Raw genomic sequence first — 23,667 nt, forward strand, 5'->3', positions numbered from 1 at the left:
CAGAAATATAAAATCACCCAATCCGAAAATGATTCCCACGGATTGGGTGATTTATTTGAAGTTAGGATTTATGTCTCAAACTCGAGAATGTTATGGAATGTACTTTTAAGTATAAGTAACAAAATTAATACGCAATACCTACACGTGATTGGTTATATTTATTTGATGATAACTGACTATACGCGAAGTCTGCTGTGTCTGGTACGGATATTTTCACAGCGTCTTCTGGTAAGTAATGTTGTTCGACGCGGTATTCGCCTACACGTTCTCCGTCTGGTAAATAAGTAGGACAGACGATTGTCCAATTTAGTGAAGATTTATTGACTAATTCGTACACTTTATGGTGTTCTTCTGCTGCGCGTGTTGTTTTTCTTTTTGATTCGTTTGATTGATAGCGTAATAGGTTACGATCTGTTCTACTTTGCAATATACCTGCAGTACCTATTGTAACAATGCGTTGAATACCTTCTCGTTCCATTGCTTCAATGATAATTGGCATAGCTTCAGTTAACGTTGTATCACCATCTGTACTTAAAGCGCTAATGACTGCTTTATTGCCTCGTACAGCTTGCTCAATGTCACTTTTATTTAAGACATTTCCTTGGATGATATTTAACTGTTTATGATCTGTTGTTACTTTTTCTTTATCGCGTACTAATATCGTCACGTCATGCCCGTCATTCAATGCACGATTTAATATTTCGTGACCAACTCTTCCTGTAGCACCTAAAATTAAAATATTCATGTTTGTTTGCTCCTTTAAAAATAGTATCTCTCATTAATGGTATTAAAAAACGGGTATATATACTAGACAATAAACTTATCAATAGGAGACTACTTATGAAATTTAGTAAAGTACTCAAATATGCAAGTATCATTTCAGCACCCCTTATTGGTGGTAGAATAATCGGTAAATACGCTGTTCAAAATGCTCGTAAAGATTATAAGAAGAACGTAAAACCACCATTATCTCCACCAGGGTATGTGTTTCCTATCGTCTGGTCGATTCTATATTTAAGCATGGGAATTGCACATTTTATAGTTGTAAAAAATCGTGCCAACAAAACCGTGAATGGTATATATTATAGTCAATTAGGATTAAATTACTTATGGTCTATTCTTTATTTCAAATACAAGTTAAGAGGAGCGGCACTGATAGAAAGCTATATTTTATTCAGTTCTGTTATTTTAACAGCAACACAATTTTATAAAGTTAAAAAATCAGCAGGTTTATTATTATTACCATATGTATGCTGGACAGCATTTGCTGCGTATTTAACAACAGGTAACTGGACGCTTAATAAAGATAATCCAAGATATACAGAGAAATAAAGTAAAGTTGTAATGATAGATTTAAGAATAAGTTTGAAACAGCAAGAGCATAAAAAAACCTATCTCAAATGTGCGCTAACCCCATGATGTGGGAGTAAAATAAAAACACTTTCGTTGAATTCATATTAAAATGAATTTATACGGAGGTGTTTTTTCTATGAAAAGAGTGGCATATTCAGTTGAAACAAAATATAAAGTAGTAGAAATGAAACTTAAAGGATATAGTACAAGAGAAATAATGGATGCTTTAAATATTAAAAATGAATCTCAAGTTAAAGTGTGGTGGAAATGGTATAGAAATGGGGAAACACATAGATTCAATCAACAAGTAGGTAAACAATATTCCTACGGAAAAGGAAATGAAGAATTGAGTACTGTTGAGACGCTAAAAATTGAATTAAAGCGCAAAGAAGTAGAAAATGAAATTTTAAAAAAGTACAAGGAATTGGAAAGGAAGTGGTCCCAGAGGTAGTTGTTGAATTAGTAAATGAATTGAAATCTAAATATACAGTGAAAGTCATTTTAGAAACTTTAGATATTCCAAAATCAAATTATTACAGATGGAAAAACAAAGATTTCAGTATATCTGAGGATGAACGAGAAATTATAGAACTATGTAAGAAACATCGTTTTACATATGGTTATAGAAAAATAACTGCCTTGTTAAATAGAAAAAATAATAAACCAATTAATCACAAAAAAGTACAAAGGATTATGCAAAAACATAATTTAAATTGTAAAGTACGAATGAAAAAATCGAAAAGACCAGGGAATGCATATTATAAAACACATAATCTATTAAATAGAAACTTCAAAGCAGAGAAACCTTTAGAAGTACTTTTAACAGATATCACTTATTTACCCTTCGGGAATACAATGTTGTATCTTTCATCTATCATGGATGCTTACAATGGTGAAATTGTGGCATATAAAATCGGTAATAAACAAAATCAAGAATTAGTAAATGAGACATTAAAACAACTTCAATTGGAACCAGGTACTATATTACATAGTGATCAAGGAAGTGTGTATACTTCTTATGAATACTATGCCCTATGTACAGAAAAAGGCATTACCAGAAGCATGTCCCGTAAGGGAACGCCAGCTGATAATGCCCCAATAGAATGTTTTCATGCCTCTCTAAAGTGTGAAACATTCTACTTAAACAGTGAGCTTAGAAGCTCTAATACCATTGTAATAGATATTGTCGAAAATTACATTGAAAACTATAATAAAGTTAGAATTCAACAAAAACTAGGCTACTTATCCCCTATAGAATATAGGAAATTAGCAGCCTAGAAAATAGTGTTTTTATTGAGCTCCCTTAGTAAGGGTGCAGTGCCAATGTATGAGATAGGTTTTTTTAATATGCAAACAACAAAGATTTTAAAGTTTTTTAATGAGTTACTAAGCTGTTATGTGACGTTCTTTTTTCAATATATAGATGATAAACCCTATGATAAATCCGATCACTGCTGGTAATACCCAGCCCATACCGATTGTGAATAATGGTAAGAATTTTTCTCCAAATATGATGACTGCATGTGCAAATTTTGTATTTGCTATAAATTCTGGGCTTGCTTGTATGCCGTCTACAAATGAAGCGATCATTGTGAAATAAGTTGTGAATTGGTAGACGATTTTTGAGTGATTAAATAATGAACTAAATAGCGTCAGCAATATGATTGTAATGGCTAATGGATACAAGAACATTAATACAGGTGTTGAGTATTCAATGATTTTTGTTAAGCCTACGTTAGCAAACACACATGATATGATGCTGACGACTGTTGCAAACATTAAATAGTTCTGCTTTGGAAATAGTTCTGTAAATGTTTCTGAAAAGGCTGTGATTAAGCCGATTGCTGTTTTCAAACATGCGACAATAATAATTAATGACAGTAAGATGATGCCATAATTACCTAAGTAATATTGTGCGATTTGTGCTAAAGCAATCCCACCGTTTTCGCTAGCTTTGAAATGACCTAAACTCATTGTTCCCATGAAAGCTAATAAACTGTATATCACACCCATTAAAATGATGCTGATTGTACCAGATTTAAAAGTTTCTTTCGCGATATCATTTGGATTTGTGACACCAAGTTTTTTAATTGTAGACACGACGATAATACCAAAGGCAAGTGCTGCTAGAGCATCCAATGTGTTGTAGCCGTCTATAAATCCTTTTAATAAAGCACTATTTTCATAATCAGGACTGATTGAAGCGCTTGAAATATTGCCGATAGGATTGATAAACGCTAATAAAATAAGTAATCCTAGCAATACTAAAAAGACTGGATTTAAAAATTTACCGATATATTCTAATATTTTAGATGGTTTTTTAGAGAAAAACCAAGCAACTAAAAAGAATAATATACTAAAAATTGATAAATATAATGTTATTGATGAATTTGAAATAAAAGGTGTAAAAGCTATTTCAAATGAAGTTGTCGCAAGTCTTGGTAATGCATAAAACGGACCGATAACGAGATAAAGTAAAATTGTAAATATATAAGCATATTTAGTATTCACTCTTGTGGCTATTTCAAAAATGCCGCTCGTCTTAGAGATTCCAATAGCAACGATACCTAAGAATGGTAAACCGATCGCAGTAATTAAGAAACCTAAGTTAGCTGTAAAAACATTTGAACCAGCAGATTGACCTAAATGAATTGGAAATATAAGATTTCCTGCTCCGAAAAACAAGCCGAATAATAAGGAACCTATATATAGATTTTCTTTGAAACTGAGTTTATTTTTCATGATAATTATCTTTCTCCTAGTAATTTTTTCAACTTCACTATCTTATGATTTATATAAGGTGGTGTCAAATAGGTATGAGTAGATTTACATGCTGACTAAGGGAAATTAATTAGAGTCTGGGATATAAATACCCATTCTCAAAATAAAAGATCTCTTCATTAGGTTGTAGCCTAGTGAAGAGATCTATTTATATTTTATATTTTATATTTTATATTTTATATTTTATATTTTATATTTTATATTTTATATTTTATATTTTACGATTTTGAAAGTGCATGCTTGCCTAGGGGTATGATTCGAGCCTGTACGCTCTCTAATTATTTCTCATTTCATATAGCAATGCTTGTGCTGTTTCTAAATTTGGTTTATCCATATTTTTAAGTGCTTCTGTTATGAGGTGTATCTCGGTTCCTTTTGCACCTATTTTGATGGCTAATGATTTATAGTGCAAGTTCATATGACCGTGTTGTATGCCTTCTGAGACAAGTGCGCGACATGCTGAGAAGTTCTGTGCTAATCCTACTGCTGCTACGATGTGAGCGAGCTCTTGTGCTGATTCAACGCTTAATAAATCTAAAGTAACTTTAGAAATTGGTAAGAGGTCAATGCTGCCGCCTATAATACCTAGTGTTAATGGTAATTCTATCGTACCTACGAGATATTGTTCTTCTCTATCATATTTCCATGTCGTTAAGCTTCTATACTGTCCATCTTTACTTGCATAAGCGTGCGCACCCGCTTCTAGACTTCTCGTATCATTTCCTGATGCGAGCACGACTGAACTTATGCCGTTCATAACACCTTTATTATGTGTTACAGCTCTATATGGGTCGATGTGAGCCAATACAGATGCTCTTTCCATACGGTGTGCAACGTCTTCGCCACTAACATTACTTTTTTCTAAATCGGACACAGCTATTTTACCTTGTATGCTAATAACGGATGTCGTTGAATAATTCGATAAAATACTCATCAATATATTTGTATGGCTTAATTGTTCTTCTAAGTAATGTGAAATACCTTCAAGTATTGTATTGATAATATTAGCACCCATCGCATCACGCGTATCGATATGTACTTTTAATGACAGCATGCTTTCTTCAGGGAACTCATCGATTTCAATTTTTTGATATCCGCCACCTCTTTTTAAAATAGATGGGTAGACTTGATCTGCTACTTGATGAATTTCTGATTCTAATGCAAAGATATCTTTAGATAATTGTTTTGTATCTGCTACATCATCAAACACAATTTGTCCTAATTTAATATTGTCACTTTTGACGATTTTTAGACCGCCGGATTTGTTAAAGAGTTTAGCACCATAGCTTGCTGCAGCGACAACTGATGGCTCTTCAACCATCATAGGGACAGCATATGATTTACCGTTCACGATAATTTCAGGTAATACGCCAACAGGTAGTGTACCTTGTCCTATAACATTTTCGATTAAGTTTTCTAATAGTTCTTTATCTATTTCTGAATTGTTCAGTAATATTTGCTCAGATTGTTCTTTTATCCAACCATGTTCTTTTAATTGATTAATTTTTTCTGGTCGAGATAAATGTCTGAAATCTTTTGTTAAAGGTTTCATTGAACTCCCGCTCCTTTTTCTATCATTAATGCGATACCTAGACCGCCACCGATACAAGCAGTCGCGATACCAGTGCGTTTATTTTCTTGTCTTAACGCATGTGTAAGTGTTGTAACAAGTCGTGAACCTGTAGAGCCTAGTGGATGTCCTAAAGCAATCGCGCCACCGTATATATTAAATTTTTCATCTGGAATATTAAGATTTTGTTTCACAGGAATACTTTGCGCTGAAAATGCTTCCGTCATTTCGACTAAATCTATATCTTGAATCGTTTTTCCTGTCTTATTTAACAGTTCTTCTACTGCATAAAAAGGTGCGTATCCCATGTATAGTGGGTCACAACCTATCTCGGCATGAGCACCTAAAGTAGCTAAAATTGTATAACCATGTTCTTCAGCATACGATTCGCTCATAAGTATTAAAGCTGATCCGCCATCACTTAAAGCTGAAGCATTACCTGCTGTAACAGTACCATCTTCTTTGAAAATTGTTTTTAATGCAGCTAAATCTTCCATATTACTTTCAGGCCTTACTAATTCATCAGCAGTCATCGTTTCGCCGTTAACATCTTCTAGCGGTACCATTTCTAAGTTAAATTTACCGTCTTTTGTTGCTTTGTCGGATTTTAAATGAGAGTTCATCGCAAACGCATCTTGTGCCTCACGACTAACGTTATATTGAGTTGCAATTTCTTCTGCAGTTAGACCCATTGCGATTTCATGAAATACGTCAGTTAATCCATCGTGCATAAAGCTTTTAACCGGCGCATCACCTTTTTTAAGAATCAGTTCAGGTGTGTTAGTCATACTTTCTACGCCACCGACAGCAACGACATTAGCTTCGCCTAGTTGGATAAGCTGTTTACCTAAAATAATGGATTTAAGTCCAGATCCGCAAACTTCGTTAACAGTCATACCAGGCGTTGTATATGGTAATCCTGCGTTAACCGCTATTTGACGGGCAGGGTTTTGACCAGTTCCAGCTTGAACGACATTCCCGAAAATAACATTCTGTATATGATTAGGATCTAATTGAATTTGGTCCATAGCAGATTTTAAAGCAGCTGTACCTAATTCTACTGCAGAGTAGTTACTCAACTTACCTCTAAATTTCCCAACCGGTGTTCTTTGAGCACTTACGATTACAACTTTATTCATGTTTATATTCTCCTTAAAATTTTATTTACTAATAACTGTAATTAAATATGTTATTTTGATATGATTTAAATATAAAATAACATATTGAGAGGAAATTATTATGGCAATAGGTATCGATAAATTAGATTTTTACATCCCAAATTTCTATGTTAGCATGGATGATTTGGCAAAAGCTCGTCAAGTAGATCCAAATAAATTCAAGATTGGTATTGGTCAAACAAAAATGGCTGTGAATCCTGTGAGCCAAGATATTATATCAATGGGTATTAATGCAGCTCAAGATATTTTATCTGAACAAGATAAAAAAGATATCGACATGGTGATCGTTGCAACTGAATCAGGAATTGATCATTCAAAAGCAGCATCGATTGAAATACACAGCCAATTAAACATTCAACCTTTTGCACGTTGTATTGAAATAAAAGAAGCATGTTACTCTGCAACAGCAGCAATACAGCTTGCAAAAGATTTCTTATCAAATCATCCAGGTAAAAAAGTACTCGTGATTTCATCAGATATCGCGCGTTACGGAATAAATTCAGGTGGTGAACCTACACAAGGTGCAGGAGCAGTCGCGTTATTGCTAAGCCATAATCCTAGAATTTTAGAATTGAATGATGACAGTGTCGCTTATACGAACAATGTATATGATTTTTGGAGACCAACTTCTGAAAGATATCCTGTCGTAGATGGTAAATTATCTAAAGACGCATATATCGAATCATTTAACACAGTATGGAATGAATATTCTAAACGTACTGGTTATGACGTGAAAGATTTTGAATCATTCTGTTTCCATGTACCATTTACTAAAATGGGGGAAAAGGCTTTCAAGACTATTTTAAACGAAAACGTAGAAGATTCAATCAAAAATAGATTAATGGATGCATATCAAGAATCTGTACTATGGAATAGAGACGTTGGTAACATTTATACAGGTTCATTATATTTAAGCTTAATCTCATTATTGCAAAACCATACGTTCCAACCAGAACAAAAAGTATGTCTTTTCAGTTATGGTTCAGGAGCAGTAGGTGAAATCTTTAGTGGTTCAATCGTTGAAGGATATGAAAAAGTGTTAGATAAAGAAAAACACTTAAATATGCTAGATTCAAGAGAACAACTATCAATAGAAGAATACGAAACATTCTTTAACCGATTTGATAATCAAGAATTTGATCTCGAACGCGAACTGAAACAAGACCCGTATTCAAAAGTATATCTAGAAAGCATAGAAGATCATATTAGAACATATAAAATAGAAGAATAGTTATAGAAATATAAATCACCCAATCCGTTGGAATCATTTTCGGATTGGGTGATTTTATATTTCAGATTTTATAAAGTGCTGACGCCCGAGGGAATAGCATGACGCGTGCGACTAGAGGCTCGAGCCATATTCATAAAGCAACCACAGGCAAGCATGCACTTTATAAAATCATTCTTGCGCATTTTAATGGAAATAACAGCGTCATTAATGTGATAATACAAATACATTGATTCAAAGAACGTCTGTTATAAATATGCTTTGAATCAAACTGTTAACAATTAAAAATTCAATCATACAAGGAGAGGTAATATGCTAACGATATATGGACATAGAGGATTACCGAGTAAAGCTCCAGAAAATACGATATCATCATTTAAAGCTGCTTCAGAAGTAGAAGGTGTGAACTGGTTAGAGTTAGATGTTGCGATTACAAAAGATGAACAACTGATTATCATTCATGATGATTATTTAGAACGGACGACAAATATGTCCGGGGAAATAACAGCGTTGAACTATGAAGAAATTAAAGGTGCTTCAGCAGGATCATGGTATGGTGCAACATTCAAAGATGAACACTTACCGACATTTGATGAAGTAATCGACATAGCGAATGAATACAATATGAATTTAAACGTAGAATTAAAAGGCGTAACAGGTCAGAATGGATTAGCACTTTCAAAAAGTATGGTTAAACAAGTAAGTGAAAAGCTGAAAAATTTAAATGAAAATCAAGAAGTATTAATATCAAGCTTTAATGTCGTACTTGTTAAATTAGCTGAAGAAGTCATGCCACAATATAAAAGAGCAGTCATATTTCATACAACTTCATTTCGCGAAGACTGGAGAACACTTTTAGATTACTGCAACGCTAAAATAGTGAACACAGAAGATGCAAAACTTACAAAAGCAAAAGTGAAAATGGTAAAAGAAGCGGGATATGAATTAAATGTATGGACAGTCAATAAACCAGCACGCGCAAACCAACTAGCAAATTGGGGTGTAGATGGTATATTTACAGATCAGGCAGATAAAATGGTGCATTTGTCGAAATAACAAGTAAAGCCATACCAATCAAATCGCTGATGAGTATGGCTTTACTTTATTTCATCAGCTGTTCATTGAAAAACAGCGGTGAGTCTTACGTTTCAGTGACGGTAGGCTAACCTATAGAGTATAATAACTCGAAATATAGAGTGTTACTTTATTAAGAGAACACGACAATTTAACAGAAATGAGAGAGAAATATGAAATACGATGACTTTATAGTAGGAGATACATTCAAAACAAAAACACTCCACGTAACAGAAGAAGATATTATTCAATTTGCGACGACATTCGATCCACAATATATGCATATTGATAAAGAAAAAGCACAACAAAGTAGATTTGAAGGTATTATTGCGTCTGGCATGCATACACTTTCAATGTCATTTAAATTATGGGTAGAAGAAGGTAAGTACGGAGAAGAAGTAGTAGCTGGAACTCAAATGAACAACGTGAAATTTATCAAACCTGTTTATCCAGAGAACACTTTGTATGTGATCGCTGAGATTACAAATAAAAAATCCATTAAAAAAGAAAATGGACTTGTTACAGTGTCACTTTCAACATATAACGAAAAAGAAGAGATTGTATTTAAAGGTGAAGTAACAGCACTTATCAATAATTAAAAATATAAACAAGATGATGATTGTCCTTTTACATATTTTGTAATAATATAAGTTTAAAGCACTGTGGATATAATAGTGGAGGGATTATATTGACTCAGGATAAACATGAAGACGTTAATGAAGAAATTGAAAAAGAACTATTAGAATATCTAGAGAGAAAAGATGAAATAGAAGCTGAAAAACCTACAAAAAAGAAATATAAGAGCTGGGTGTTTATTTGCAGTCTTATCATTGCGATTCTATATATTTCTAGAATTATTATGCAAATATTTTAAGTTCTATAACAATCGATTTACATTCACCTTTATATATTTAAAAAAACAGAGGAAACAACCAAGTTGTTGAATACTTCCTCTGTTTTTTTATTGTGTTGAAACAAAAAACTTAACCGAAAGTCTGAATGCAAGTCTTGATTAAATCAATAATGCTTGTAATAACACCAGTGAAGTCCATATGCAAACCCTCTTTCTATTTAAGATACATTAAGTATAAAATCAAATATGCACAAAATGTTAAAAATTCCCTAATTGATTATTTAGCTTGCATAAATGTCAAAAAATTGAAAATCAAGCAACGACTTTGCATAAAATATCGCCACTTAGGAAATGTGTAGCATTTTGAAATATTAAAAAAGAAAAGTAATTACAAGGACAATGTAGTTCGTGAGTTAATCCAAGAGTTAGCCTAAGTTGTTCTAAGATTTAAGCTCATTTATGTTAAAATGGTTGGTATAAAAATACATGACAAACTTTAAACTAAATTCAAAATGACTTATGGGGTATGCAATTATGGAAAACATTTTAAATATAAATGACAATGAAAAGAGAGTGCTAAGAGAAATTTATAATCATCATAATATTTCGCGTACTCAAATTTCTAAAAATCTAGAAATTAATAAAGCTACGATTTCTAGTATTTTGAATAAGTTAAAGTATAAATCTTTAGTTCATGAGGTTGGTGAAGGTGACAGTACTAAAAGTGGTGGTAGAAAGCCAATACTTCTCAAGGTTAATCATCTGTATGGCTATTTTATTTCATTGGATTTAACTTATAGTTCTGTTGAAGTGATGTACAATTATTTTGATGGTAATATCATTAAACATCAGTCTTTTGAATTGCCTGATAAAAATGTCAGTAGCATATTGAATATATTAAAAAATCATGTGGATATTGACGAGAAATATGATACTTTAAATGGATTGTTAGGTGTGTCTGTTTCCATACATGGTGTTGTGGATAATGATCAGAATGTGATTTATTTACCGTTCCATGAAACAGAAGGGATTTCTATTGCTGATAAGATAAAGGAATTTACGAATGTTCCGGTTGTAGTTGAAAATGAAGCGAATCTTTCAGCTTTATATGAACGTAATTTTAATCATAATTTAGCTTATAATAATCTTATTGCTATGAGTATACATAAAGGTATAGGTGCTGGTTTGATTATTAATAACCAATTGTATCGAGGAGCGAATGGTGAAGCGGGCGAAATTGGTAAGACACTTGTTTCTAAAGTTAATAATGATATAGAAACGTATCATAAAATTGAAGATATTTTTTCACAGGAAGCTTTATTGAATAATTTAAGTCAACATCTTGGTGAGAAGATGACGCTTAGTAAGTTGATTCAATATTATAATGAAAAGCAAGAAGTTGTTGTTGAAGAAATGGAGCAATTTATAAATAAAATTGCTGTGTTAATACATAATTTAAACACTCAGTTTAATCCGAGTGCCATTTATATTAACTGTCCTTTATTCAATGAACTGCCTGAAATATTAGAAGCTATTAAGAACGAGTTCAAACAATATTCACGCAATGACATTCAAATTAAACTCACATCAAATGTGAAATTTGCAACGTTGTTAGGCGGCTCATTAGCGATTATTCAAAAAGTACTGCAAATTAACGATATTTACTTAGACATCGAGTCATGAGTTTATATTGCGCCATATCCAAGATCGTACTAGAACAAAAATTCTAGTACGATTTTTTTTATGGTATTTTCAATTTTCTGACGGTAAGCGTTTACATATTTAATTGGATGTGCTATATTATTTCTAAAGTTAGTTTGTTTATTAAACTAACCAACTAAAACTAGGGGGATTATCATGACATACTTTAACGTCGATAAAATAAAATACGAAGGTTCTAAATCAAATAACATTTATAGTTTCAAATATTATAATCCAGAAGAAAAATTAGGCGACAAGACGATGGCCGAGCATTTAAGATTTAGTGTTGCTTACTGGCATACTTTCACTGCTGACCTTTCAGATCCATTTGGTGTTGGTACAGCTGAACGTGATTGGGATAATTTAGATGAAATGGGTAAATCGAAAGCTCGTGTTGAAGCGATTTTTGAATTTATGGAAAAATTGAATATCGAATATTTCTGTTTCCATGATGTAGATATTGCGCCTGAAGGCAAAACTTTAAAAGAATCTAACGAAAATTTAGATATCATTGTTGATTTAATTCAAGAGAAGATGCAACAAACTGGTAAAAAATTATTATGGAATACGACAAATAACTTCACGCATGAACGTTTCGTTCACGGTGCAGCAACTTCTTCTAATGCTGAAGTTTATGCATATGCAGCAGCAAAAGTTAAAAAATCTTTAGAAATCGCTAAAAAATTAGGCTCTGAAAACTTTGTATTCTGGGGTGGTCGTGAAGGTTACGAAAGCTTATTAAATACAGATATGAAGTTAGAATTAGATAACTTAGCAAACTTCTTCAAAATGGCTAAAAGTTATGCTGAAGAAATTGGTTATGAAGGACAATTTTTAATTGAACCTAAACCGAAAGAACCAACTTCTCATCAATATGATACAGATGTTGCTACTGGACATGCTTTCTTACAAAAATATGGTTTAGACAATATTTTTAAATTTAATATTGAAGCAAACCATGCTACTTTAGCAGGTCATACTTTCCAACATGAGTTGAGATATGCACGCGATAATGGATTATTAGGTTCAGTTGATGCTAACCAAGGACATCCTTTATTAGGTTGGGATACGGATGAATTTCCAACAGACGTGTATGATACAACATTAGCAATGTACGAAATTCTTAAAAATGGTGGATTAAATCCAGGTGGTTTAAACTTTGATGCAAAACCTAGAAGAACTTCTTTCAAACAAGAAGACTTATTATTAACGCACATTGCGGGTATGGATACATTTGCACTTGGTTTAAGAGTAGCTTACAAAATGATTGAAGATAATTTCTTTGAAAATATCATTAATAAAAAATATCAAACATTCAGTGAAGGTATTGGTAAACAAATTGTTGAAGGTACAACTTCATTTAAAGAATTAGAAGAATACGCGCATAATATCACAAAAATTGAGAATGAATCTGATCATTTAGAAGTCATCAAAACGCAAATTAATCAATATATTTTAAATATTAATAATGGAGACTGATAATAATGAATTACGTAATTGGCATTGATATCGGTACGAGTGGTTTAAAGTCAATCGTGGTCAATAAAAGCGGTGAGGTTGTTGACTCACATAGTATTAGCTACAAAACTGAACATCCTAAATCTGGATACAGCGAAATGGATCCTGATGTTTGGTATGAAGCGACATTAGACAGTTTAAGACATTTATTAAACAAGTTTGATCGACAATCAATTTCTGGTATTAGCTTTTCGGGTCAAATGCATGGCTTAGTCGTGATTGATGAAGATGGAAATAGTATCAGACCAGCTATTTTATGGAATGATACTCGTACATCTCAAGAAGTGGAGGATATCAAACAAGCGGTTGGTTTAGAAACATTGCTTAAACATACACAAAATACCGTACTTGAAGGCTTTACACTGCCTAAATTAATATGGCTAAAAAATCATGAACCGGAAAATTATAATAAAATTCATAAGTTTATGTTGCCTAAAGATTATGTTGTTTATAAATTGACGGGCAATGTTCACACAGAACCATCAGATGCCGCTGGAACAATTATGTATAACATTAAATCTGAAGCATGGTCTCTGGAATTATTAAATCAATTAAATATTGATTCGAATATTTGTCCAGAAGTAATTGGTTCGCATGAGAGCAGTGGTGTATTAACGGATCGCATTAGAGAAAAGCTGAATATTGACTGGGAAATAAATGTTTATCAAGGCGGAGCGGATAATGCTTGTGGTGCACTCGGTTCAGGTATTACAGATGAAACGAAACAACTTGTAAGCATTGGCACATCAGGTGTGGCGCTCTCTATTGAAAATAGTCCGAATTACGAAAATGATGGTAATATGCATTACTTTAGTCATTGTGTACCGAATCAAAAATATGTAATGGGCGTGACACTTTCAGCAGGTTATAGTTTAGAGTGGCTCAAACAACTGATCAATACATCTGAAGATTTTAATGTGTTCTTAAAGGATATTTCACAATCTAAAATTGGTTCCAATGGATTGATGTATACACCGTATTTATTAGGCGAACGTACGCCATATAATGATGCATCTATTAGGGGTAGCTTTATAGGTTTAGATGCCAATACGACGCAATTGGATATGAAACGTTCAGTACTTGAAGGTATTACATATTCTATAAATGAAAGTATTGAAATTATGAGAAATAAAGATATTGATATTAAAGAAATCGTATCTATCGGCGGTGGCGCTAAGAATGAAGAGTGGCTTCAAATTCAAGCGGATATCTTTAATGTGCCTATTACGACACGAACTGAAGAACAAGGACCTGCATACGGCGCGGCTATGTTAGCGGCAATGGGTGAACAATGGTTTGACTCATTCGACGATATGAATGAATCTTGGATAAAATATCGCGGGAAAGTATCGCCAGTTTCAAGTCATTCTGAATCATATCATAAACTATTTAACATTTATAAATTAATTTATACTGCAACTCAGCCAATAACGAAAGATTTAACTCAATTTAAATAAAGAACTAGGGAGATGGGGTAATGAGTAGTTATGATAATAAGAAGTTTATCTTTAAGATTGCATTAATTGCAACGCTTGGTGGGCTATTATTTGGTTATGATACAGCAGTAATTTCTGGTGCAGAACAATCATTACAAAAATATATTACAGCAGATTATGGTAGCTTCGTTCATGGTATAACTGTATCAAGCGCATTAATTGGTTGTATTATCGGTGGACTATTGTCTTCAATTGTTTCAAAAAGGTTAGGACGTAAGAAGTCTTTGCAAGTCGCAGCAATTCTATTTATAATATCTGCAATTTTATCAGGATATCCAGAGTTTCTATTTTTTGATAGAGGAGAATCGACTCTTGGATTGCTGATTATGTTTAATATTTATCGTATTATCGGTGGTATTGGAGTAGGTTTAGCTTCTGCAATTTCTCCGATGTATATTAGTGAGATTTCACCATCAGCAATCAGAGGTAGACTCGTATCTTGGAACCAGTTTGCCATTATATTTGGTATGTTAGTCGTATACTTTGTAAACTATGGTATTACGTTTGGTCAATCCCAAAGTTGGGTTGATTTAATCGGATGGCGCTATATGTTTATGACAGAAGCCATACCAGCAATTGTATTTTTCGTACTGTTATTCTTAGTACCTGAAACACCAAGGTATTTAATTTTAGCTAATAAAGATAAAGAGGCACTTACTGTTCTTAACAAAATTTATTCATCAAAAGAACATGCGAAAAACGTATTAAATGATATTTTAGCTACAAAAAGTAAAACTAAAGAACTGAAAGCACCACTATTCAGCTTCGGTAAAACAGTTATTATCATTGGGATATTACTATCAATATTCCAACAATTTATCGGAATAAATGTTGCACTTTACTATGCACCGAGAATATTTGAGAACTTAGGCGTAGGCAGCGATGCTTCAATGATGCAAACAGTCGTTATGGGGTTAGTAAATGTAATCTTCACATTAATCGCGATATTCTATGTAGATAAATTCGGACGTAAACCATTGCTTATTATAGGATCAACAGGAATGGCTATCGGCATGATCGGTATGAGTGTATTAACAGCAAACGGTGTATTCGGATTCATTACATTATTATTTATGGTTATTTATACAGCATCATTTATGATGAGTTGGGGTCCAATCATCTGGGTATTACTATCAGAAATATTCCCTAATAGAATCAGAAGTGGCGCAATGGCTATTGCCGTAGCCGTACAGTGGTTAGCGAACTTTACAATCACATCAACTTATCCATTCATGATGGATATTAGTGGAACAATGACATACGGATTTTATGCAGCAATGAGTATCTTATCAGGCATATTCGTATGGAAATTCATCCCTGAAACAAAAGGTAAAACATTAGAAGAACTAGAAACAATATGGCAAAAAGATAAAAAGCCAGAAACAAAATCAAATCATGTTGAGCCAGAAGTCTTCGCAGAATCAATACAAGAAAGAAGCTAAATATATATAAAACAAAACAACCAGTCACAGTAAATGCGACAGGTTGTTTTTGTTTTATATAGATAACGCAAGTTTTTCATTTTAATTTTATAAAATATTCTAATAATTATTTCAAAATACAATGTGTTTGTTACAATAGAAAAGAATATATATTAAACTAGTATAAATTTATTTGAATAATATATTATAAAATATAAGGAGTGGTTCTTTTGAAAAAGCAGTTCTTTACGGGACTCGTACTATGTTCTTCTTTGACGCTTGTGGGATGTAGTATAAATATCGGTGGTAATTCAGATGATGAAAAGTCGTCTAACAATGATCAAAAAAGTGAGTCGACGAGTAAACAATCCAATAATGACACTAGTAATGATCAATCAAGCAACAATGAAGATAATAATGAAAGTGGTATTAAAAACGAATCTAATATAACTGAACAGCAAAGTATAGCGATGGCAATGCTTGAACCTAATTTAGAATCTAAAATTGTTACTGGAGATGAATTATTATCCGGGAAATATACTCAAACTTTTGGTGCGGGTGAAAAGCAAGAACAAGATATTGATACTTTAGAGCTTTCTGAAAGTCCACAACTGAATAAGATGAAAAATAAACCTGAAGGCATGAAGTTTTATGGCTTGAATGCTTCGAAAGGGAGTTACGCTACGATTGTCGGTGTGAATAAAAAAGAAGTTGTGTATATCATGACTCAAAGTGTGATAAACGATTACAATGATATTAAAGATAGTGAAACAACTAAAATCTTAAATATTTCTGATTTATACAGTAAGTATAAAGATAATCGAAAAGTAGCAAACGTAGCTAATAAAATTGAGTTTGGTGATTCAATGCCATCAAATGATGACGAAGATACTTCTACTTTAGAAGACGACACTGACACTGAACAAAGCGATGACTCTGACAGCAGTTCAGAAGAAGTGACGCGTGATAATGTTATAGATAAAGTTGAATCATACGAAGGTGAAACATTAGATACAGACTCATATACATTTAAAGAACCAGAAAAAACAGATGAAGGAAAATGGGGATTCTCATTTGAAGATAAAGATGGAAACTTAGCAGGATCTTACACCATTGATGAAGACGGTGAAGTAACCGAGTACGATGAAGATGGAGAAGAAGTAGGATCAGGATATTAAGATAGAACAATAGAGGTTAGGACATATATCCCAACTTAAAATAAATCACTCAATCCGTTGGCATCATTTTCGGATTGGGTGATTTTATATTTCTAATTTTGTAAAGTGCTGACGCCCGGGGGAATAGTATGAGAGAGAGACTACAGGCTCGAACCATACCCCTAGGCAAGCATGCACTTTACAAAATCATTATAGTTGGACATTTATGTCCCAGCCTCTTATTTATATTATATCAATAAAGGTTTATCCTTTTTTATGTGCGATTTATAACACTTGTTTAATTGTCCTTTATAGCAACTTATTGTACACTATATGTAAGCGCTTACTCGATATAGTTATTCAAATATAGTAACAATAAGGAGAGTATATATGAAGGATAAAGTGATAATCGTAACAGGTGGTAGTAGCGGTATGGGGAAAGCAATGGCTAAACGCTTTGCTGCTGATGGTGCAAAAGTCGTCATTACAGGCCGCTCTTTAGAACGTCTTAAAGAAGCTCAAAAAGATATAGAACAATATGAAGGACAAATTCTTTGTATAGATATGGATGTTCGGAATCCTGAAAGAGTTCAATTTACAGTGGATGAAACGATTAGAACATTCGGTAAAATAGATGGCCTCGTTAATAATGCAGCAGGGAACTTTTTATGTGCAGCAGAAGATTTATCATTAAATGGTTGGAATTCTGTTATTGATATTGTTTTAAATGGTACTTTTTATTGCTCACAAGCAGTAGGGAAAGAATGGATTAAAAGTGGACGTAAAGGTCGTATACTCAATATCGTTGCGACATATTCATGGACAGCTGGCGCAGGTGTTATACATTCAGCAAGTGCTAAAGCTGGTGTGCTTTCTATGACAAGAACACTTGCAGTTGAATGGGGCACAAAATATGGTATAACCGTTAATGCTATTGCACCAGGACCGATCGATAATACTGGTGGTGCTAAAAAATTATCGTTGTCAGAAGACGCGCGTCAACAAACGATAGACAGCGTACCTGTTGGAAGAATGGGGCAACCAGAAGAAATTGCAGGGTTAGCTCGGTTCTTATTCTCTCCAGAAGCGGAATATATTAACGGAGATTGTATCACGATGGACGGCGGACAATGGCTGAATAGAAATCCATTCTAAAATAAGCAAAAGCATTTCATCATTGTTGAAGCTAAGTGATGAAATGCTTTTTTTCGTTGTATAGAGCTGACGACAAGTCAATATCATGCGACTTACGAATGATATGATGCTGTATTATTTTGATATACTAAATATAAAAAATTAGAATTTTTAGAATTCTTGATACTATTTTATGGTAAATTGTATATAATATATTTAGATTAGATAAATAAGGGGGATTTTATACAGTGCGTTTATTTTTAAAGAAATTATCAATTGCTTCATTGAGTGCTCTAATTGCATTGCCTGCTTTTGCTTCTCAAGCATCTGCAAATAGTGTTGCTCCGAATGAAGATCGTTTGCTTGAAACGTTAGAAAAAGAAGGGGTTATTGAGTCTGCGAATACGCCTGAACAGAAAGATGAAAAGTTAAAGCAATATATGGACGGTAAGGGTGAACAGTATCGTCAGAAATACATACCTAATAAGGGACTTTTTGATAAGAAGTATAACAAGGGAAATAACGGTAAGCGTCTAGGTCAATTGAATAAGAACAAAAAAGAAATGTATAAGAAAGAGAATAATGGTAAACGCGTAGATAAAGTTCAAGAAGAAAAATATAGCGGCAAAGTACGTAAAGATAAAGTGTTAGTGCTTGCTATGGAATTTCCAGACTATCCTAATAGCTCTATCACGAAAGATGAGACGGATATGTATTATGATGAATATCCGATTTCACATTTTCAAGATATGGTGTTTGGAGAAAATGGTTATGAAGGTCCAAATGGTAAGAACTTAATGAGTATGAAACAATATTATCAAAATCAATCTGGCGGCAGTTATGATGTCGATGGTCAAGTACACGGTTGGTACAAAGCTAAACATCCTGCAAGCTACTATGGAGGAAACGTACCAGATGAAAGTGGCAGTGACGGTAAGCCAAAAGAATTGATTCAAGAAGCTTTAGAACAAGCTGCAAATGATTCGAGTATAAACTTAAGTGACTACGATCAATGGGATCGTGACGATATAGATGGTGATGGTGTTTATGATGAGAAAGATGGTATTATTGATCACATTATGATTGTACACTCTGGTCCTGGCGAAGAAGCTGGTGGTGGTAAATTAGGTACAGATGCAATTTGGTCACATAGATGGTCGCTTGATTTCGATGAACAAGGTGAACCATATACAATTCCGGGTACAGATTCAGGTCTTGACCAATTTGATGGTAAATTAGCAGCTATCGATTACACAGTTCAACCTGAAGATGGTGCTGCCGGTGTATTCTCTCATGAATACGGTCATGATTTAGGTTTACCAGATGAATACGACACGGAATATTCAGGAAAAGGTGAACCAGTGTCATTCTGGTCAATTATGTCTTCGGGTAGTTGGGCAGGTGCGATTCCAGGTACTGAACCAACAGGATTTGATCCTTACATGAAAGAAATGCTTCAACAACAACATGGTGGTAACTGGCAAACAGGTAGTGAAATAGATGCATCTGAAATTAATGGCGAAACATCTGAATTAATAGATGAAGCAACAACGAAAGGTACGAACAGTGATGCTATAAAAGTTAAATTACCAGCTAAATCAACGTTGATACAAAAGCCAGCTCAAGGAGAGAAAGCTTATTGGAGTGGCGCAGATGATGATTCTCAACACGCGATGGCAACTTCTTTAGATTTAACGTCAGCTAAGACAAGTGAATTAAACTTCAAAACTTGGTACGACATTGAACAAGGATTTGACTATGCCTACGTTCAAGTGTCTACAGATGACGGTCAAAACTGGGAAAACATAAAAGGCAGTATTACGAATAACGATGATCCACAAGGAAGCGGACAAAACCAAGGTAACGGTATAGATGGTAAGTCTGATGGATATGTAGATGCGAAATTCGATTTATCAAAATACGATGGTAAAAAAGTTAAATTAAGATTTTTATATGTAACGGATAAATATGAAACAAATCCTGGTTGGTTTATCGACCAAATTAAAGTGTCATCAAATGATGGTAAAGCCATTTTAAGTGATGATGCTGAAAGTGATTCTAAATTTGAATTACAAGGATTTGAACAAAGTGATGGTAATAGATATGACGATAACTATTATTTATTACAATGGAGAAACTTCACTGGTCCTGATAAAGGCTTGCAAAATATTAAACGCGGTGGCGGAACGATGTCTTATAACAAAGGTTTAACAGTTTGGTATGTAGACAAGAGTTTCTCAGACAACAATGTGAGCAGCCATCCAGGACAAGGTTTCATTAGTATTGTTGATGCAGATCAAAGTGCATTAAACTGGAAGAAAAAAGGCATGGCAGATGATCCTGCAACAACTCAATTCCAAATTAGAGATGCAGCATTCAGTCTAGATCATCAACCACAAATGAAACTGAAAAATGAAGAAGGTTATGAATTACACGATAATAAAATCAAGAAAAATCCACTATTCGATGATAGCCAAGATTATTCAAATAAAGGTCAACAAGATGCAGGTGTATTATTGCCAAGCAATGGTCTGAAATTTGAAGTCACAGCTAAAAGTAAAGACAATACAGTCGGTAAAGTGAAAATCACAAAATAGTATATGAACAGTAAGCGTCAGCAAATCTTTTAAGATATTGCTGACGCTTTTTTATGGAGAGTAGTCTAAAGGCAGGATTAAAGTATGTGTATTTTTTGTAGGAGAGAAGGTGGCATACATGCGAGTAGGAAAAGTAAGGATGAGTATGCGAGTAGAAAGGGTGAGGTTTGATTATAAGGGATGGCATACGAGCAAGACAGGTAGATCTTGCTAATAAGGGTGGTCATACGAGCATAACAGGTGAATCTTGCTAATAAAGCCAGCCATAAAACCAGCCATTTAACCAGCGTTCATATATATAAATACCAAATTACGTATCTTCACTAATGCTTAACTTTTGCTAAACAGAGAATATGACATATAATGAACGTGAATCTAAAATAACTAAAAAGGGTGATTAAAATGGATGCGAGATTTCCTATCGGAGAGCAAGAATTACCTGAAACAGTAACAATGGATCATATTCAACAGTGGTTAGATGAAATGGGCAATTATGCCAATCGATTAAGAAAAGTAGTGGATGGTCTGGACAGCGCAGATTTGGATAAGACTTACCGCGAAGGTAGCTGGACTGTAAGACAGCTTGTACATCATATAGCAGATTCTCAACTTAATATGTATCAACGATTAAAAATAGCATTAACAGATGATAGAAAACCAACAATAATCAGTTTTGACCAAGATGAATGGGCTAAATTGCCTGATAGTAAATTGCCAATAGAATGTTCACTCAGAATGTTAGAAGGCATGAACGAACGTATAGTAGCAATCGGTCGAGGTTTGACAGAGAAACAATTAAAACGAGCATTTACACATGAAGATAATGGTGAAATTACAGTTGCATCTAAAATAGCAAAATTATCGTGGCACGAAGAACACCACTTAGCACATATAAAATTAGCATTATCGAAATAATTTAAGATATAGAGTCTGAGACATTATACTCAACTCAAAATAAATAAGCATGTCATGTTGCTGATTTTTCTCAGTATTAACGTGATATGCTTATTTTTTTATAGTCTTACAATTTTACTTGTGCATGCTTGTCTTGAGATATGATTCCAGTCGTTTATCTCTCGAAAATTTCGTGTACAATCCTATAAAAATAAAAATATTCTGAAAATTTTACGTAAAGTCTATTGCGAATAATTCAGAAAACGCTTACAATTAAAAAATAGAAATAGAGGGGGTAAAATCATGAATTTAGCAATACTTGGTTTCGTAATGGTTATTATCTTTATGATTCTCATTATGAGTAAAAAGATGTCAGCTTTGGCTGCATTAATTATAGTACCAACAGTTTTTGGGTTAATCGGGGGTTTTTACTCAAATCTAGGTGAATACATGGTGGACGGGCTTTTAACTGTTGCGCCTACTGGTATTATGCTTATATTTGCAATTTTATACTTTGGTGTCATGATTGATGCTGGATTATTTAATCCTGTTATTGAAGCGATTATGAAAGCTGTTAAAGGGGACCCTGTTAAAATTACAATAGGAACTGTAGCTTTAGCATCATTAGTCGCATTAGATGGAGATGGAACAACAACATTTATTATTACAGTTACTGCTATGCTCCCTTTATATAAGAAAATGGGCATGAATTTATACATATTATCAACTTTAGCATTATTATCGATTGGCGTAATGAATATGACACCGTGGGGCGGACCAACAGCTAGAGCAATTTCTTCACTTCAATTAACGACTGAAGAAGTGTTTCTACCTATTATTCCAGTTATGATTGCTGGTATTCTATTTGCTGTGTTCAGCGCATATGTTCTAGGTGTAAAGGAAAGAAAAAGAATCGGCGTAAAAAATCATTTAAGTTTAACTTTAGATGATATGCATAATTCAAATGGCACAGATGAAGACGAAAAGGCATTACTTAGACCTAAAATCGTTATCGTAAATGCACTTTTAACAATCTTATTATTAGTTGCACTCATTACGAATTTCTTACCAATACCTGTTCTATTTATGATAGGTTTTGCATTAGCATTATTAATCAATTATCCAAGTTTGGAAGTTCAGTCGGAATTGATTAAAAGACATGCAGGCAACGTATTAGCAGTTGTTGGTTTAGTATTTGCTTCAGGAATTTTTACAGGTGTCATGAACGGAACTGAAATGGTAGATGAAATGGCAAAAGCATTAGTTAATATTATTCCGGAGTCTATGGGTAATCACTTTGCTTTAATCACAGCGATATTAAGTATGCCTTTCACTTACTTTATGGCGAACGATCCATTTTATTATGGAATCTTGCCAATATTAGCAGAATCAGCACAACAATTCGGCGTTTCAAAAGCAGAGATGGCGAGAGCTTCAATACTTGGACAACCATTACACGTATTGAGTCCATTATATGCAGCAGGTTACTTATTAGTCGGTATGTTAGGAATAGATTATGGTACAAACCAAAAAGTAGTTATGAAATGGGCAGTGGGTTCATCACTGTTTATGATATTTGTAGCTGGCATGATTGGCGTTATATCATTTTAGAGTGAATTTGAGAAGAAGGCTTGTCCATAATTTTATGGTCAAGCTTTCTAATATGGTCAAAATTTTAAAATCAGTAATAATATCTTATAATATATTCATTT

The 23,667-nt window shown here is 33.5% G+C and carries 20 protein-coding genes; 15 read left to right on the plus strand and 5 right to left on the minus strand.

Features of this window, described 5'->3' with window-relative positions; genetic code table 11:
• Positions 1-124: 124 nt before the first annotated feature.
• Positions 125-745 (minus strand): NAD(P)-dependent oxidoreductase, encoded by a 621-nt coding sequence (locus PYW35_RS00825; protein WP_103322591.1) that lies wholly within the window; start codon positions 743-745, stop codon positions 125-127.
• Positions 746-840: 95 nt separating this feature from the next.
• On the opposite strand from PYW35_RS00825, the gene PYW35_RS00830 reads away from it, so the two are divergent.
• Together PYW35_RS00830 and PYW35_RS00835 are read left to right on the plus strand one after the other, a co-directional pair.
• A complete protein-coding gene (locus tag PYW35_RS00830; RefSeq protein ID WP_016912866.1) occupies positions 841-1,332 on the plus strand; it encodes a TspO/MBR family protein in 492 nt (163 codons plus the stop codon).
• A gap of 157 nt (positions 1,333-1,489) precedes the next feature.
• Positions 1,490-2,631 (plus strand): IS3 family transposase gene (locus PYW35_RS00835; protein WP_204107796.1). Its coding sequence is split into 2 segments (ribosomal slippage): positions 1,490-1,760 and positions 1,760-2,631, totalling 1,143 coding nucleotides; the frame shifts between segments, so codons are not numbered across the junction.
• 108 nt (positions 2,632-2,739) lie between these two features.
• On the opposite strand, the gene brnQ is transcribed toward PYW35_RS00835, so the two are convergent.
• The 3 genes from brnQ to PYW35_RS00850 all read right to left on the minus strand — a co-directional run bounded on the left by brnQ (position 2,740) and on the right by PYW35_RS00850 (position 6,843).
• Positions 2,740-4,098: a branched-chain amino acid transport system II carrier protein gene (gene brnQ, locus PYW35_RS00840; RefSeq protein WP_204107883.1), complete on the minus strand. Its 1,359-nt coding sequence runs from the start codon at positions 4,096-4,098 to the stop codon at positions 2,740-2,742.
• A gap of 310 nt (positions 4,099-4,408) precedes the next feature.
• Positions 4,409-5,686: a hydroxymethylglutaryl-CoA reductase, degradative gene (locus PYW35_RS00845; protein ID WP_103323305.1), complete on the minus strand. Its 1,278-nt coding sequence runs from the start codon at positions 5,684-5,686 to the stop codon at positions 4,409-4,411.
• Positions 5,683-6,843: a thiolase family protein gene (locus tag PYW35_RS00850; protein WP_103323304.1), complete on the minus strand. Its 1,161-nt coding sequence runs from the start codon at positions 6,841-6,843 to the stop codon at positions 5,683-5,685. Before PYW35_RS00850 ends, PYW35_RS00845 begins: the two co-directional genes overlap by 4 nt.
• Positions 6,844-6,943: 100 nt before the next feature.
• Between PYW35_RS00850 and PYW35_RS00855 the strand changes: the two genes are divergently transcribed.
• The 4 genes from PYW35_RS00855 (at position 6,944) to PYW35_RS00870 (ending at position 10,058) form a co-directional block, all read left to right on the plus strand.
• Complete coding sequence (locus PYW35_RS00855; protein ID WP_103323303.1) at positions 6,944-8,113, plus strand: hydroxymethylglutaryl-CoA synthase; 1,170 nt, start codon at positions 6,944-6,946, stop codon at positions 8,111-8,113.
• Between the two features lie 309 nt (positions 8,114-8,422).
• Complete coding sequence (locus PYW35_RS00860; RefSeq protein WP_103323302.1) at positions 8,423-9,166, plus strand: glycerophosphoryl diester phosphodiesterase; 744 nt, start codon at positions 8,423-8,425, stop codon at positions 9,164-9,166.
• A gap of 191 nt (positions 9,167-9,357) precedes the next feature.
• On the plus strand, positions 9,358-9,783 hold the full coding sequence (locus PYW35_RS00865; protein WP_016912634.1) for a MaoC family dehydratase: 426 nt from the start codon (positions 9,358-9,360) through the stop codon (positions 9,781-9,783).
• Between the two features lie 89 nt (positions 9,784-9,872).
• On the plus strand, positions 9,873-10,058 hold the full coding sequence (locus tag PYW35_RS00870; RefSeq protein ID WP_016912635.1) for a hypothetical protein: 186 nt from the start codon (positions 9,873-9,875) through the stop codon (positions 10,056-10,058).
• Between the two features lie 109 nt (positions 10,059-10,167).
• Here PYW35_RS00870 and psm-mec read toward each other — a convergent pair whose 3' ends face one another.
• On the minus strand, positions 10,168-10,236 hold the full coding sequence (psm-mec, locus tag PYW35_RS00875) for a phenol-soluble modulin PSM-mec (RefSeq protein ID WP_103323307.1): 69 nt from the start codon (positions 10,234-10,236) through the stop codon (positions 10,168-10,170).
• A gap of 335 nt (positions 10,237-10,571) precedes the next feature.
• Between psm-mec and PYW35_RS00880 the strand changes: the two genes are divergently transcribed.
• The 9 genes from PYW35_RS00880 to PYW35_RS00920 all read left to right on the plus strand — a co-directional run bounded on the left by PYW35_RS00880 (position 10,572) and on the right by PYW35_RS00920 (position 23,566).
• Entirely contained in the window at positions 10,572-11,720 is a 1,149-nt protein-coding gene (locus tag PYW35_RS00880; protein ID WP_107592923.1) for an ROK family transcriptional regulator, read from the plus strand.
• 174 nt (positions 11,721-11,894) lie between these two features.
• Positions 11,895-13,217 carry a xylose isomerase gene (gene xylA / locus PYW35_RS00885; protein WP_016912637.1) on the plus strand — a complete coding sequence of 441 codons (1,323 nt, stop codon included), beginning with the start codon at positions 11,895-11,897 and terminating at the stop codon, positions 13,215-13,217.
• A gap of 5 nt (positions 13,218-13,222) precedes the next feature.
• Positions 13,223-14,713, plus strand: coding sequence for a xylulokinase (gene xylB / locus PYW35_RS00890; protein ID WP_103323301.1), 1,491 nt, complete (start codon positions 13,223-13,225; stop codon positions 14,711-14,713).
• A 20-nt stretch (positions 14,714-14,733) separates the two neighbouring features.
• Positions 14,734-16,194 (plus strand): D-xylose transporter XylE, encoded by a 1,461-nt coding sequence (gene xylE / locus PYW35_RS00895; protein ID WP_103323300.1) that lies wholly within the window; start codon positions 14,734-14,736, stop codon positions 16,192-16,194.
• Positions 16,195-16,403: 209 nt separating this feature from the next.
• Positions 16,404-17,351, plus strand: coding sequence for a hypothetical protein (locus PYW35_RS00900; protein ID WP_103323299.1), 948 nt, complete (start codon positions 16,404-16,406; stop codon positions 17,349-17,351).
• Positions 17,352-17,720: 369 nt separating this feature from the next.
• Entirely contained in the window at positions 17,721-18,485 is a 765-nt protein-coding gene (fadH, locus tag PYW35_RS00905) for a 2,4-dienoyl-CoA reductase (protein ID WP_103323298.1), read from the plus strand.
• Positions 18,486-18,712: 227 nt separating this feature from the next.
• A complete protein-coding gene (locus PYW35_RS00910) occupies positions 18,713-21,061 on the plus strand; it encodes an immune inhibitor A domain-containing protein (RefSeq protein ID WP_103323297.1) in 2,349 nt (782 codons plus the stop codon).
• A 402-nt stretch (positions 21,062-21,463) separates the two neighbouring features.
• Entirely contained in the window at positions 21,464-21,976 is a 513-nt protein-coding gene (locus PYW35_RS00915) for a YfiT family bacillithiol transferase (protein ID WP_016912109.1), read from the plus strand.
• Positions 21,977-22,258: 282 nt separating this feature from the next.
• Entirely contained in the window at positions 22,259-23,566 is a 1,308-nt protein-coding gene (locus PYW35_RS00920) for a CitMHS family transporter (protein WP_016912108.1), read from the plus strand.
• Positions 23,567-23,667 lie beyond the last annotated feature (101 nt).

This window comes from Mammaliicoccus vitulinus (genome assembly GCF_029024305.1).
GTDB classification, from domain to species: Bacteria; Bacillota; Bacilli; order Staphylococcales; family Staphylococcaceae; genus Mammaliicoccus; species Mammaliicoccus vitulinus.